Source organism: Streptomyces sp. NPDC002520 (assembly GCF_053595235.1).
The window spans coordinates 36,762-50,636 of record NZ_JBSFXG010000047.1; the positions used below are offsets into that span (position 1 = coordinate 36,762).

A 13,875-nucleotide genomic window follows, 5' to 3' on the forward strand; every position below is an offset into this window, starting at 1 on the left:
CCCGGTCGCCCGCCGCAGCGTGACCCGATCGTTCGCGATCCTGATCCGCTGCGGCGTGCGATGGAGGCGGCATCGCCGTGACTCGGCCTAGCCGACAGACAATCCCTGACTCTTCATCGCCGCGACCGTCTTGGTCTGCAGGGTCTTGGCTACATCGGAGATCGATCCCTGGCCCTGTGCCGCGCTCTTCAGCCCGTCGACGAAGTCCGACTCGACCTGGGGCATCGTCGGACCCCAAACCCAGTTCGGGTTGGTGTTCTCTGCCGCGGCCTTGAACACCTGATAGATGTTCTGCCCGCCGAAGTAGGCAGACGGCTTGTTGACGGCCGGCAGGTCCAGACCGCTCTTGGCCGCCGGGTAGATACCTGTGTTCTTGATCAGATTCGTGAGGCTGTCCGCGTTCGTGCTGAACCAGGTCGCGAATTCGGTGGCCTCCTTCGGATGCTTGCATCCCTTGAGTACCGCCGTGGTGGACCCGCCGTTGTTTCCCGCAGCCTGCTCGCCCGCGTTCCACTGCGGCATGGGCGCGACCGCCCATTTGCCGGACAGCTTCGGCAGGTTCTGCTCGATCAGCGGCGCCGCCCACACCGCGGTGATCACCGAAGCTATGTGTCCGTCCTGCGCTTCCTTGAACCATGTCGTGTCAAGCGGCGCGGCACCGGTCTTGAGGAGCTTCTTATCCAGAAGTCCCTGCCAGTACTGGGCGACCTTCTGCGTCTGAGGACCGTCTACCGTCACGTGCCACTGATCATTCGCCGTGCCGAACCAGTGTCCGCCTGCCTGCCAGGTGTAACCGGCCATGTCATAGGAATCCACTGGAGCGTTGATCAGGAAGTTCGCTGGGTTTGCGGCATGGAACTTCTTCGCGTCTGCAGCGAAGTCCTTCCACGTTTTCGGCAGAGGCAGTTTGTACTTGGCGAACAGGTCGGTGCGGTAGATCAATGCCGTCGGGCCAGTGTCCACAGGGATGCCGAAGACCTTGTCCCCGAAGCTGGACTGCTTCCACGTCCACTCGACGAACTGATCCTTGCTCGCATTGGCGTACGCGGAGACATCCTCCAGCGCGCCAGTGACCGCGAAGGTCGGCAAGGACTCGTTGCCCACCTGCGCAAGACACGGAGCGTTACCCGCCTTCACCGCATTCTGCATCTTCGTATAGCCACCGCCAGAACCGGACGGCACCTTGCTGAAGTTGACTCTGATGTTCGGGTGGGTCCTGTTCCACAGCGCCACCGACTTGTCATAGCCCGGCGCCCAACCCCAGAAATCGAGGCTCACCGAACTCGAGTCCTTACTCGGACTGCCGCTGCTCTCCTTGCCTGAACTGCACGCGTTCATCGTCACCAGAGACGCGACCGCGAGGACCATCGCGCCAACGCGCGCAATCCCTCGTGGAGCCATTTGGATTCTCCTATGTTTCATCCGGCCCTGCGGGCTGGCCAGAAGTACGGGCCTGAGTGTTCGCCATGAGTCCGGCCGGACGCGGCTGCCGACTGAGGCGCTGATGCTTGCCGGCAGCCACGTGCGGCGGGATCTCGATGCGTGTGGTGTTCGGTGCAAGGAGAGGCGGCGTATGCCAAACGCGTCGCACACGGTCCAGGACCCGCCGGTTCGGGGTGATAGTGATGTCGGCCGGACTGAAGGTTGTGTTGTTGGGGACGAACTGGCGCCGCCCCACGTGGTCTACGCCCTTCCCCTGGAGGCAATCTCGGCTCGTCGGTGCCAGGCATGGTCGAGTATGAGAGTCATACTCTCGGCACGTCAAGATTTAGATCAGATGAATCCCAGAATCGGGTTGCTCCTTGGCCCTAGTACATCTGAGATATGAGAAGTGCGTGGGGGTGTGCGGCGACCACTGGAGCGGCGTAAGCGCTGGATAGGAGCCGATCACAACGTCCATCTCACCCGGTCGGCGTACGATCTCCCACGCGCGACTTCCGAAGATGAATCTGATTCTTCAGTCGCCGTCGAGGCGTGCGGCGCCCCAGAGGCGTCCAGCGTGCACAGCTCCCCGGATGGTGGGGGCGGTTCGAACCGAGACCGGTCTCGAGGCCGCCGTCTGCTGTCGACCCAGGGCTTGCCAGGCGATGGTGCCGTTCTGGACGGAGTGGTCCTCGTCTGAAGTTCCCCCAAGGCCGGGTAGTTAGCGTTTTCGCAGGTCACGCAAGGGGGGGCCGTTTCCTGTGTGACTGCCGCGTAGCGTCCGGTGCGGACTCTCTTGATCATTCCTTTCTCGGTCCAGCGCGCGAGTTGTCGGTAGGTGGCGACGAGGGTGACGTCGCCGAGGAGCTCGGCGATGTCCCGTGAGCGCCAGAGCCGTTCGCGTTCTGCCTGCAGGATGGCCAGGACGCGTGTCATGCGGTTGCTGGTCTGGCCGGGGCCGACGTACTGGGGGACCGTGGTCGTGGGCAGTGCGGGCTCCTGCACCGGCAGCGGCAGCGGCAGCGGCAGCGGCAGCGGCAGCGGCAGCGGCAGCGGCAGGAGAGTGATCGTCGTCGAGTTCACGGCCTTGCTGCTGTCGGGGCGGCCGTCCATTTTCCGTTCCGCGCAACGGGATGTGGGGAACTTCACCTTGCGGGTGCTGACGCGGGCCCGCCGTGCGGGCGATAGCGCCGACAGGACGCGCCGGCCGATCTCTCCGATGCCATGCTCGAACACTCTTTCCGCGCATACCAGCAGTTCACGGGCAGCTTGGAGGGCAATGGTGAATCCGCAGCGGTCGGGATCGGTGCCCGGCTGGGACTCCGCTGCCTGGACCATGGTGCGGCGCAGGAGCTGGTAGAGGGTGAGCAGCGCCCACATCTCCTGCTCGACGCCGACCGGGTCGTGCGAGCGCAGGACGCGTCCGTGCAGGATGGTACCGGGCATGCCCGGCCCCCTCCGTGGTCGCGTCTGTTGCCATAACATCCCAACCTACCCGGCGGGACTGACAGTTGAGGCCTCTTGATCGCCACGGACTCGCTCACCTCATCGCGGGGTGCACGGTCTTTCGCCCTGAAGGCGAAACCTCTATCTCCTGTCCTGCTCCGCAGGAGTCCGATTCCTCCCCGGCTGAAGGCCGGGGAGGAATCGGAGGAACCCGGTGAACCGCCACACGGTCGAGTTCCCGATGCCGCGCGACTCCAGCATCTGAACTCCGGCATCTGAACTCCCGCACCTGAACTCCAGCATCCGATTTCCCCAGGTGTTCACCCGACGGTGACCACCCAAGGGATAGCTGTACGTTACATTCTTGCCGTCTTCCGTCGAGATCCCCCACTTCCGGCGGACTTCACCCGCTCGTTCCCACCGCGATCTCGGACCTTCCCCCCTGCACGCCAGGCGGTTGCCTCGACCGGTCACGCCGACCCCGAGGGCCGTCGGTCCGTGCTGCCACGCCCCGGTCCGGGCACCGCACATCGAAAGGATCATTCGGATGACCCACGTCGAGGGCCCCTCCGACCACCTTCCCGAGACGAACCCCGACGGCTCGCTGGCCGGGACCAGCGGCCGCGTCCCCGCGGGCGCCGCCGCTTCTCTCTTCCGGTCCGGTCTGAGCCGTCGTCGGCTGCTCCAGGCGGTCGCGGCATCGGCGACGGTCGCGGCGACCACCGGGGTCACCGCAGCGGCCGGCGCCGGCAAGGCCTCCGCCGCACCGGCGCAGGCCACGACGGTCGACACCGGCTTCACCGGCACGATCGCCGACCTCAAGCACGTGGTGATCCTCATGCAGGAGAACCGCTCCTTCGACCACTACTTCGGCATGCTCCCGGGCGTCCGCGGATTCGGCGACAAGCAGGCCCTGCAGTACCCGAACGGCACCACCGTCTTCCAGCAGCCCGACGCCAAGCGCACCGACGGCGGCTACCTGCTGCCGTTCCGCCTGGAGACCGGCAAGTACAACGCCCAGAACGCGGGCGGCCTGCCGCACGGCTGGACCGACGGCCACAACGCCTGGGCGATGGGCAAGAACAACGGCTGGGTCGCCGCCAAGGGCGAGCAGACCATGGGCTACTTCACGGGCGAGGACATCCCCTGGCAGTACGCCCTGGCCTCGCAGTACACCGTCTGCGACCACAACCACTGCTCGACCGCCACCAGCACCAGCCCCAACCGGATCTACATGTGGTCCGGCAGCGTCGACCCGACCGGTGCGAACCGCGGACCGGCCATCAACAACGGCGGTGACTACGGCTACCGCTACACCTGGAAGACCTACCCCGAGGTCCTCCAGGAGGCCGGGGTGTCCTGGCAGACCTACGTCAACAACGACACCGACAGCAACTGGCTCGGTGACTACACCGACAACACTGTCCGTTCCTTCGCGGCGTTCAACCCCAACCAGCCCGGCGCCGACAAGTCGCCCGACGGACTGCTCGCGCGCGGTAACGTGCTCCAGACCCACACCCAGCCCACCGGGCCCAACTCCAACCAGAACCTCGACTACGTCCTCAAGGACTTCATCGCCGCCTGCAAGCCCGGCGCCGAGCGTCCGCTGCCCGAGGTCTCCTGGATCGTCGCTCCGTACCTGTGGTCGGAGCACCCGGCCGGCGCGCCCGACTACGGCGCGGTCTACACGGACCGGGTCATCCGGGCGCTGCGTGAGAACGAGGAGCTCTGGAAGTCCACCCTCCTGATCCTCACCTTCGACGAGAACGACGGCTACTTCGACCACGTGCAGGCGCCGCTCGCGGAGCCCGGCACCGAGGGCGAGTTCGTGGGTGGCCAGCCTGTCGGTCCGGGCGCCCGAGTTCCGATGATCTTGATCTCGCCGTGGACGCGCGGTGGCTGGGTGTCCTCCGAGGTCTTCGACCACACGTCCATCATCCGGTTCCTGGAACACTGGACCACGACCCTCGGCAAGCCTGCGATCTGCCCGAACATCAGCGAGTGGCGCAGGACGGTCTGCGGCGACCTGACCTCGGCGATCGACTTCTCCACGGCCGACACCTCCGCTCCCGAACTGCCGTCGCCCGACATACTCGTCGCGGCCGCGGAGCACGACCGGACCCTGCCGTCGATCGCCAACGCGATCCCGGCCGCCGGGAAGCAGTCGATGCCGGAGCCTCCGTCCGGGCGCCTCAAGGTGCGGCCCGTCCCCTATCAGCAGCACGCCACCGTGACCGTCGACCGCGCCGGCGGCAAGGTCGCCGCGGCCCTCACCAACGAGGGCTCGCGGGGCGTGAGCATGCAGGTGTTCCCGGACGCCCACCGCGAATTCGCGGCGACGCCGTTCACCGTCACCAAGGACGGCGCCAAGAACTACGTGTGGGACACCGCGACGACCGACGGTAAGTACTCCTTCTCCGTCTACGGCCCGGACCGGTTCGTGCGGTCCTTCGCCGGAAGCGTCGTCCCGGCCGGCCGGAACACCGGCGCCGTCCCCCGGATCGAGGCCGAACTCGTGCCCGGCCACCGCACGTTGCGGCTGGCGCTGTCCAACGGCGGCCGTGACCAGGTCCGCTTCACGCTCACCGCCAACGACTACGAGGGCGGTCACCGGACGGTGTACGTCGGCCAGGGCGCACCCACGGTCATCGAGTGGCCGACGAACAACGACGGTTACTACGACGTGATCGTCACCGCCAACGACGGCTTCCGCTACCGCTACGCGGGCCGGATCAGCTGACGCCCCCTGGCAGGCTCGCCGACTTCGAGCGAGCCTGCCAGGGCCCCATCGCCGGTGACGCGTCCCCCGCAGCGACCGGCTCATCCGCCACCCCTCGACGCGTCTGGGCGTTGCCCAAGTCAGGTCCAGCGCAGGACACTTCGTGCTGTTGCCGACAGGGCATCGGCGCGGCGAATGCCGGCCCTCGCGGCCTCTACGGATGCTCAACCCCAGGCCCCTGCAGGTCATGGCGCCGTGAGGCTCACGTGCTTCCTTTGGAATCCGTAGTGACGTGGCGTCCATCGGCCTCGTGCCGGGTGTCGGCTGTCGCGTGTGGGTGCGCAGATCGAATGCGTGACCGTTTCGCGGGGGCGTCGTTGAACAGATGACAGCACCACGGGCAGAGAGAGAGGGGGTGCCGGTGAGTCGGAGGCTGCGGTTGGGCGAGGGCGAGGTGGCCCGTACCGCCTGTGCCCGTGGTCTGCTGCGTGTAGGAATGGTGGAGAAGACGGGCAAGGTGCTGTCGGCTGCGGTGCTGGCCCAGCGGGTGGGCTGGGCGGCTGATCTGGTGTCCGGCATGGCCGCTGATCTGCTGGCCGCGCACTGGAACGCCACCGACGTGAACACGCTCGCCTCCGGCACGGCGCGGGCCGGGCTGCCGTCGAACGCGTGGATGGCGCTGCGCCGTCTGGGCTGGATCACCGGCCCGGCCGGGGGCATCCGCGTCAATGACCGGATCGTACGGATGGCCCAGGAGAACGCCGCAGTGTAACTGCACGTCGTTCCCTACGGCCGGGGCACGGGACGTTCGCCGGTGGCGTCGGACGGCTGGTTGACTTCTCACCTCTCTCCCCGTCGGCGAGCGCGTCGGAATCGCCTTCTCGGGCGGCCTCGACACCTCGGTCGTGGTCGCGTGGATGCGCGACAAGGGCGCCGTCAGCCGCGCAGCGGCAGGGGCTTCGGCCCGGCCGGCCCACGGCCTCGGAGATGCGGATACTCAAGGACGCGACGGCCGCCGCCGGGCGCGACCTCGCCGAGCTGGAGATGATCGGCGGCACCCGTGCCCTCTTCCCCGACGACACCTATTGCGCCGACCTCGCCCAGGCCCTGGATGCCTTACCGCAACTGATGGCGGCGAAATTCACCACCTTCTGCGTCAAACCCTCGCAGTTCGCCGACGACCCCGACGGTATCGACGCCTTCTGCCGCGAGGTGATATGCCGCGTCGAATCCCTGACCCCTTGAAGGATCCCGATGAAGAGGAACACCGCAAGTCTTCGCGGGACAACGCCGCACAGCACCTCGGTGTCGGCCTCCACGCCCTCAGGCAGCGGCTGCGGCCCGCCGACCGCGACCGCGACCGCGACCGCGAGTGAGGGTCAGGCCGGGCGCCGGGTGCTGGCTCGCACCCGCAGTTGGCTGGGGACCACCGTCGGCTTCTCCACGGTCTCGCCACCGAGCCGCCTGAGCAGCATGTCGACCGCCGCCTCTGCCTGGTCGACCGGTCGCAGGTCGATGGCCGTGATGGGCGGGTCATACTGTTGCGCGAAACGGCTGTCGATGCCGATCGCCAGCATCAGGTCCCGCGGGATGCGCACCCCCCGTTCCCAGCAGGCACGGGTGGCGCCTTCGCTGTACTGCTCCGCGGAGGCGATCAGTGCGTCCGGCCGCTCCCCGGTGTCCAGCAGGGCGCAGGTGGCGCGGTACGAATCGGCCTCCAGCCGATCGAGTGCGACGTGGGCGACGAACGGGCGCATGCCGTGCTCGGCGCACCAGGACTCGTACGCCTGCTCCCCCTCCATCGCCCACGCCCAGGAGGAGCGTGCGGAGAGCAACGCGATACGCCGCGCTCCCTGTTCGTGGAGATGGTCGAGCAGTTCGCGCATGTTCCGCTCGTTGTCACCCGAGACGTAGAACGGGCGGTCGGGGCGGGCCGGATCGCGCTCGATGGACACGACAGGTATCCCCATGCCTTCCAGCATGTCGATGCGCGGGTCGTCGGAGCCCGGGTCGCAGAGCACGACGCCGTCCGGGCCGATGAGCCGCCACTCGTGCTCGGTGCTGATCCGCGGCGTCAGCAACAGCCCGTATCCCTCGCTGAAAGCGGCCCGCGCGGAACCGGAGGCGATCGACATGTAGTAGTCCAGGCCGATCATGTCGTGCTCGTTGCCGCTGACGTCCCGGTGGGGCAGGACCAGGGCGATCGTGCCCGTTCGGCCCTGCCGGAACGCCTGGGCCGTCCGACTCGGGCGGTAGCCGAGAGACTCCGCGGTCCGGCGAATGCGGTCGCGGGTCTCCTGGCGGAGCTTGCCCTTGCCGTTGAGGGCGTCGGAAACCGTTGTCACCGAGACCCCAGCGGCGGCGGCGACGTCGCGGATCGTCACCCGGCCGCCCATGGTCTTGGTCACCTTTGCCACGAATCCACCAGAGTCAATCGTATCCCTGCCTGAACCTGTCCTGAGCCAGTATGAAGTCAACCATGAAGCAGCGCGGTCTCCCCGATGCCCGCAGTGCTCCGCGGTGCGGTTGCGTGACGACGGACCGGCCGGCCGCCGGTACGGACCGTCCCGAGGGATCAGCTAGTCCTTGCCGGTTCGGGCCGCGTCCACACCTCGCCGACCCGCCCCGCCACGATGCGCCCGTCGCGCACGAGCCGGCGGGGTCCGGGCTCGTTGCGCAGGGCGTCTGTGAACGTGGTCGCGGCGAGGACCACGAAGTCGGCCCGCCCTCCGACGCGCAACTCGCCGTACGGTACTCCGACGGCCTTGGCGGCGTGGTCCGCGACGAGCCGCCACGCCGTCTCGACGCCCTTGTCGTCCTCGTCGCTGAGCGGAAGGGCGTGCCAGGCCAGGCGCGCCGTGTCGAGCGGGTCGAGGTTGCCGAACGGCTCCCAGTTGTCCTGGAGGTTTCCGGTGCCCGCCGCGACTGTCACCCCGGCGGCGAGCAGCTCGTTCGCCCGCGAGACGCCCCGGTAGGGGTAGGAGCCGCCGAGGTTGGAGGGGCAGACGGTCACCGTGATCTGTGCCTCGGCCACCTTGGCGACGACGCGTCGCGCGTCGTCGTCGGGGTAAGTCTCCAGCGCTCCCACGTGGTTGGCGTTGACCATGCCCTGCATCCCGTGGGCGATGGTGCGCTCCGCCAGTGGCTCCAGCAGCCGTTCGCTGGGGTCGGTGAAGTAGTCGATGTTGATGTCGATGCCGACGCCGAATCGCTCGGCGAGTGCGAAGACCTGGTCGAGGTGGGTGAGTTGGTCCTCCCAGGACCGTTCGTTGTTGGGCCAGCCGCCGACCCGGTGGGCGCCGGCGGCGAGGGCGGCGGCGACCAGGTCGTAGGCGCCTGGGTCCTGGACGAGGCCCTCCTGCGGGAACGCCGTCACCCGCAGATCGACCAGGTCGGTGTACTTCTCGCGTGCCCGCATGACGCCCTCGAACGAGGTCAGCCCGGTCACGGTGTCGATGTCGGCCTGTCCCGCGACCGTTCCGACGCCCTGCGCCGCGGCCAGTCTCAGGAACTCCCCCGCGCGGTCGGTCACGTCAGCCTGTGTGAAGGCGGCCTTGAGATCGCGTTGCCGCTGCATCATCTGCGGGCGGTCGGTGAGCCGGTCCGGCAGCCCGAGCCGGCTGATCAAGCGGCGACTGAGTGCCTTGTCGGGGTGGCTGTGGGGTTCGACGAACGGCGGGGCGATCAGCCCGCCGTTCGCCGCCACCCGCTCGCGGGCGTCGAGGCCGGCACCCGCCCCTGGGCCGAGCGCGACGATGCGTCCGTCGCGCACCACAACGTCGACGGTGCGCGGGCCGCCTTCCGCGCGGTGTGTCGCGTTGTCCACGATGAGGTCGGCGGGGAGGTCAGAAGCCGTCACGGTTGATGTCCTTGTAGAGAAGGTAGGAGGCTCGGGTCGATCCGGTCGCGTAGAAGTACTGCGGGCAGTACGGCGCCATGTAGACGAAGTCGTCGGCCGCGACCTCCACATGGTCGTCCCCGAGGTAGTAGAGGCCCTGGCCCTCGAGCATGTAGAGCCCGTGCTCCTGGTGGTGGACCTCCACCATGGTGAACCGCGCCCCGACGTCGAATCGCATGACGTTCATCGCCATGTCGAAGCGCTCGTCGAGGGGAAGCAGGGGCGCGTAGGTGCCGCCGATGGTCTCGTCGGGGATGTGGGTGACCTCTTCGACGTGGCCGAGGACGACATCGGGGTCGGGGACTGCGGGCACGCGTTCGTAGCGACGCTTGACCCACAGGACTCGTGCCGCGCCCACCGCGTCCATGTCGAACTCGACGCCGTCGGGGAGAAAGAGGAAGCCGCCGGGCTCCAACTTGTGGGAACCGTCGCCGGTCCGTACCCGGACCTGGCCGTCGAGGACGTAGAGGAAGTTCTCGAAACCGGCGCCGAGCGGGCGCACACTTCTGCCGCCCGGTTCGAACTCCAGGAGGTACTCGCCGAAGCGGGCCGGGAGCGACCGCGGGGTGGCGAGCGGCTTGGCGATCACCCCGTGCAGATGGGGAAGCGCGTTCTCGACGAGGTTGTCCGGGCACATCAGGGTGTACGCGCTGCGGACGCGTCCGCGGTTGGCACTCACGTAGTCGGCGCGAACCGGCTGGCCTTCCATAATCAACTCCATTACTGAGGCAGGGTGTTCGGGGGATTCGGAGGCCTCAGCCGCGGTACTGGCCGTCGGCCAGCACGGCGGCTCCGTCGACCTCGACGCCCGGCCGCTGCACCACCATGTCGACGTGGACCGGCGACTCCCAGTCGGCGCCGGTGTACTCGGGGAACGGGTGGCCGAATGCGATGTGCACGCCGGGCACGTTCTCGTCGAACAGCAGGTTCCCGGTGATGTCGGGCAGGTCCCGGTTGGTTCCCAGCGCGAGTTCCCCCAGGCGCAGCCCTGACGGGGCCCGGGTGAGCCAGTCGCGCAGCCTTGCTGCAAGGTCGCCGTCGGGATGCCGCAGGCCGACCGCGCGGCCCGCGGCGACCTCGATCATCAGCGGCTCGTCGAGCAGACCGGACTCGGCGTTGAACGGGTAGCCGATCACTGAGACCGCCAGCGTCCCGTCGGCGGACAGCGGCGTGCAGAACACCTCGCCCTGCGGCAGCCTGCCGCCCTGGCCGCCGCACTGGTACAGGCCCGTGAACGGCGTCCACGGCCGGGCCGGATCACAGCTCAGGGTGAGGTCGGTGCCGGTCCGGCTGGTGATGTGCACCGACCGGCAGCCGCTGAGGAGGTCCCGCACACCCAGCGTGAACCGCGCGACGCGCGTGTAGTCGACGGCCATGCCGATCCCGAGGCAGACGTCGTCCAGCGCCGGCATGTGCGCATGGCGCGCGCCGAGTCGTTCGAGCTGTGCCCAGAACGTCGGGTCCCAGGCGAGCAGGTCTTCGGGATCGGCTGCCGCGAACAGCGTGACGGTCGGATCGTGCGCGTCCAGCACGTGCTGGATCTCCTGCCGGGCCGCCTGGTACCCGTCGATGATGTCGGGGACGACTGCGACGACAACGGCGGTGGCGCCGACGGCCCGTGCCTGGTCCGCGATGACCTCGGCCAGTCGCCGGGTTCGACGGTCGGTCAGCATGAGCACCCGGTCACCGCTGGTGACGGCCAGGCAGGTGCGGATCAGTTCCCGGGCGCCGCGCACGAGGTCCGGCCGCCGCGCGTCGCGGTCCTCGCCGCAGGAGGCGTTCAGATCCGGCATGTCCCCTCCTCGGCCAGGGCCGTGAAGCGGCCGGCTCCCTTCGGGGCCACGATGTCGCCGTCGATGGCCACGGTCCGGCCGCGCACCACGGTCCGGACCACCCTCACCTGGCAGGCACGACCGTCGTACGGCGACCACCGTTCGGCGGCGTGCTGCTGCCCCTCGGCGCTGACCACCCAGGGGGAGTTCAGGTCCAGCAGGGCGAAGTCCGCGTCCATGCCGGGCTGGAGGGAGCCCTTCGAGCCTGCCGCGCCGCAGACGCGTGCCGGTCCGCTCGTCATCAGGGGGATGATCTGCTCGGGCCCGATGCCGCGGCGCATCGCCTCGCCGAGGACCAGCGGGACGTACTCCTGGATGCTCTGGATGCCGAACGGGCAGCCGAAGACGTCGTCCTCGGCGGTGAGCTTGTCTGCACGGTCGTACGGGCAGTGATCGGAGACGATCGCCTGTACCTGACCGGCCTGGACCCGCTCCCACAACCCCTCGACGTGGCGCGCCTCCCGCAGCGGCGGGGCGCACACCCCGAAGCCGCCCACCCGCGGCAGGTCGTCGGCATCGAGCAGGAGGTGGTGCGCGGTGACCTCGCAGGTGGCGTCGAGGCCTCGGCCACGGGCCTGCGCGACCAGGTCGACCGCCTCGGGCGTCGAGAGATGAACGAGGTGGACGGCGCAGCCGGTCCGGTGGGCCAGCCGCAGCACGTCGCGTACGGCGTCGATCTCGGTGGTGGGCGGACGTGCTTCCAGCAGGGCCGCGAGGTCGGTGCGTCCGCGGGCCCGCATCCGGGCCTCGCCGGCGACGAGCGCGTCACGGTCCTCGGCGTGCACGAGCACCCGGGCGCCGAGCCGCGCCGCGGTCGCCATCCCGGTGAGGAGGTCCGCCTCGGTGGCGGGCGGGAAGTCCATGGAGTTCTCGGGCAGGAACGCCTTGAAGCCGGATGCGCCCAGGGCGTGTTGGCGTGCCATCTCCCCGAGCGACGGTCTCGTCAGGGCGCCCCACAGGCCGAAGTCGACCACGGCCCCGTTCTCGGCCTGCCGGCGTTTGGCGGCGTAGCGAGCGGCGGTCGTGGTCGGCGGGTCGGAGAAGGGATGTTCGACGACGAAGGTGACTCCGCCGGCCGCGGCGCACCGGGTGCCGGTGTGGAAGTCCTCCTCGAGCGAGATGCCCGGGACGTCGAAGTGCACATGCAGGTCGATCACTCCTGGGATGACGTGCAGGCCGGTCGCGTCGATGGCGTGGTCGGCGTTGAATGACGCGTGGGGCGGAATGATCGCGCGCACCCGGCCGTCGGCGACGAGGAGGGTGCCTTCGCGCGGTCCGTCCGGGAGCAGGAGTCTGCCGCCGCTGACCGCGAGTTCGGCGTGCCCGGTCATGGGGCCACCGGCTGCGTGAAGCGGCTGCTGGTGTCCCGTCGGCTCACCACATGTCCGCGCCTCAGCGTGGTGCGGGTGCCGGGCAGGTTCGCCAGGGCCGTGGCCCGGTCGGGGGCGTCGAACAGGACGAGGTCGGCGTCCTCGCCGACGGCGATGTCGCCGGGGCGCCCGCCGAGCGCGGCCGACGCCTGACCGGTGACGAACTCCCAGGCGGTGTCGAGGGAACCCTCGTCGTGGAAGCCGGCGCCGAGGAATGCCGTCTGTGCGCGGTCGAGCGGGTCGAGGGTGCCGAGCGGGTACCAGCCGTCGTTCATGTTGTCGCTGCCCGCGGCGACGACGACGCCGGCTGCCATCAGCTCCTGGGGGCGGGAGAGTCCGCGGGGTCCGCCGTCGAGCAGGTTGAGGGGAACGACCACGACGCTGATGCCGGCCTCGGCCACCGCGGCGACCACCCGCGCGGCGTCGACGTCGTCGTACATCTCCAGGCCGCAGCAGTGGCTGGCCAGGACGCGGCCCTGGTAGCCGCGCCGCACGGTCTCGGCCGCGACGAACTCCAGCATCGTCTCGCTCGCGTCGATCATGCAGTCGAGGTGGATGTCGACGTCGACGTCGAACCGTTCCGCGAGGTCGAACACCTCGCGGACGTGGGCCTGCCGGGCCTGGGTCCCGTCCTCGACGTTGGGCCATCCGCCGATCAGGTCGGCGCCGGACTTCAGGGCTTCGGCCAGCAGCGGCCGGGCCTGCGGGTCGCAGGCGAGGCCTTCCTGGGGGAAGGCCACCACCTGTATCTCCATCAGGTCCGCCACCCGCTCGCGGGCGGCGAGGACGCCGTGCAGTCCCCTGAGTCCGGAGACGGAGTCGATGTCGACGTTGGCACGCAGGACGGTGACGCCGTTGGCGGAGGCCAGTCGCAGGGCACGTGTCGCGCGTTCGGTGACGTCGGCGACGGTGAAGCCGGCCTTGATGGTCCTGGCCCGTGCGAAGGGGTCGTGGACAGTGCGCGGCGCCAGGGCGCGGCTGTACGCCTTGTCCGGGTGGTAGTGCGGCTCGACGAAGGCACGGGAGACGAGGCCGCCTCCCGCGTCCAGGGTGTCGAGCGTTTCGGCGGGTCGGGCGCTGGTCGGCTCGATGGCGGTCACCTTCCCGTCGTGGACATGGATGTCGACCAGGCCGTCGCGGCCGTGGACACGGCCTGCGCGGATCAGCAGGTCGGGGGCGTGTGGCATG

12 protein-coding genes are annotated in these 13,875 nt (G+C 69.1%); 4 read left to right on the forward strand and 8 right to left on the reverse strand.

Annotated features, from left to right (window positions below):
• Positions 1 to 87: 87 nt before the first annotated feature.
• Together ACWD5D_RS39330 and ACWD5D_RS39335 are read right to left on the reverse strand one after the other, a co-directional pair.
• A complete protein-coding gene (locus ACWD5D_RS39330; RefSeq protein WP_451377612.1) occupies positions 88 to 1,278 on the reverse strand; it encodes an ABC transporter substrate-binding protein in 1,191 nt (396 codons plus the stop codon).
• A 609-nt stretch (positions 1,279 to 1,887) separates the two neighbouring features.
• Positions 1,888 to 2,868, reverse strand: a complete 981-nt coding sequence (locus ACWD5D_RS39335) for a hypothetical protein (RefSeq protein ID WP_451377613.1) — start codon at positions 2,866 to 2,868, stop codon at positions 1,888 to 1,890.
• A 547-nt stretch (positions 2,869 to 3,415) separates the two neighbouring features.
• Here ACWD5D_RS39335 and ACWD5D_RS39340 point away from each other — a divergent pair.
• The 4 genes from ACWD5D_RS39340 (at position 3,416) to ACWD5D_RS39355 (ending at position 6,963) form a co-directional block, all read left to right on the forward strand.
• On the forward strand, positions 3,416 to 5,608 hold the full coding sequence (locus ACWD5D_RS39340; protein ID WP_451377614.1) for a phosphocholine-specific phospholipase C: 2,193 nt from the start codon (positions 3,416 to 3,418) through the stop codon (positions 5,606 to 5,608).
• Between the two features lie 400 nt (positions 5,609 to 6,008).
• Complete coding sequence (locus ACWD5D_RS39345) at positions 6,009 to 6,359, forward strand: hypothetical protein (RefSeq protein WP_451377615.1); 351 nt, start codon at positions 6,009 to 6,011, stop codon at positions 6,357 to 6,359.
• 215 nt (positions 6,360 to 6,574) lie between these two features.
• Positions 6,575 to 6,832 (forward strand): hypothetical protein, encoded by a 258-nt coding sequence (locus tag ACWD5D_RS39350; protein ID WP_451377616.1) that lies wholly within the window; start codon positions 6,575 to 6,577, stop codon positions 6,830 to 6,832.
• A complete protein-coding gene (locus tag ACWD5D_RS39355; protein WP_451377617.1) occupies positions 6,829 to 6,963 on the forward strand; it encodes a hypothetical protein in 135 nt (44 codons plus the stop codon). The genes ACWD5D_RS39350 and ACWD5D_RS39355 overlap by 4 nt, the downstream gene beginning before the upstream one ends.
• Positions 6,964 to 6,966: 3 nt before the next feature.
• Here the strand turns inward: ACWD5D_RS39355 and ACWD5D_RS39360 are convergent, their stop codons facing one another.
• From ACWD5D_RS39360 to ACWD5D_RS39385, 6 genes are all read right to left on the reverse strand, one after another.
• Positions 6,967 to 8,004: a LacI family DNA-binding transcriptional regulator gene (locus ACWD5D_RS39360; RefSeq protein WP_451377618.1), complete on the reverse strand. Its 1,038-nt coding sequence runs from the start codon at positions 8,002 to 8,004 to the stop codon at positions 6,967 to 6,969.
• A 158-nt stretch (positions 8,005 to 8,162) separates the two neighbouring features.
• Entirely contained in the window at positions 8,163 to 9,446 is a 1,284-nt protein-coding gene (locus ACWD5D_RS39365) for an amidohydrolase family protein (RefSeq protein WP_451377619.1), read from the reverse strand.
• Complete coding sequence (gene allE / locus ACWD5D_RS39370; protein WP_451377620.1) at positions 9,433 to 10,194, reverse strand: (S)-ureidoglycine aminohydrolase; 762 nt, start codon at positions 10,192 to 10,194, stop codon at positions 9,433 to 9,435. Before allE ends, ACWD5D_RS39365 begins: the two co-directional genes overlap by 14 nt.
• Before the next feature lie 46 nt (positions 10,195 to 10,240).
• A complete protein-coding gene (locus ACWD5D_RS39375; RefSeq protein WP_451377621.1) occupies positions 10,241 to 11,278 on the reverse strand; it encodes an aminopeptidase in 1,038 nt (345 codons plus the stop codon).
• Positions 11,266 to 12,648 (reverse strand): allantoinase AllB, encoded by a 1,383-nt coding sequence (allB, locus tag ACWD5D_RS39380; RefSeq protein WP_451377622.1) that lies wholly within the window; start codon positions 12,646 to 12,648, stop codon positions 11,266 to 11,268. The genes ACWD5D_RS39375 and allB overlap by 13 nt, the downstream gene beginning before the upstream one ends.
• Complete coding sequence (locus ACWD5D_RS39385; protein WP_451377623.1) at positions 12,645 to 13,874, reverse strand: amidohydrolase family protein; 1,230 nt, start codon at positions 13,872 to 13,874, stop codon at positions 12,645 to 12,647. Before ACWD5D_RS39385 ends, allB begins: the two co-directional genes overlap by 4 nt.
• Position 13,875 lies beyond the last annotated feature (1 nt).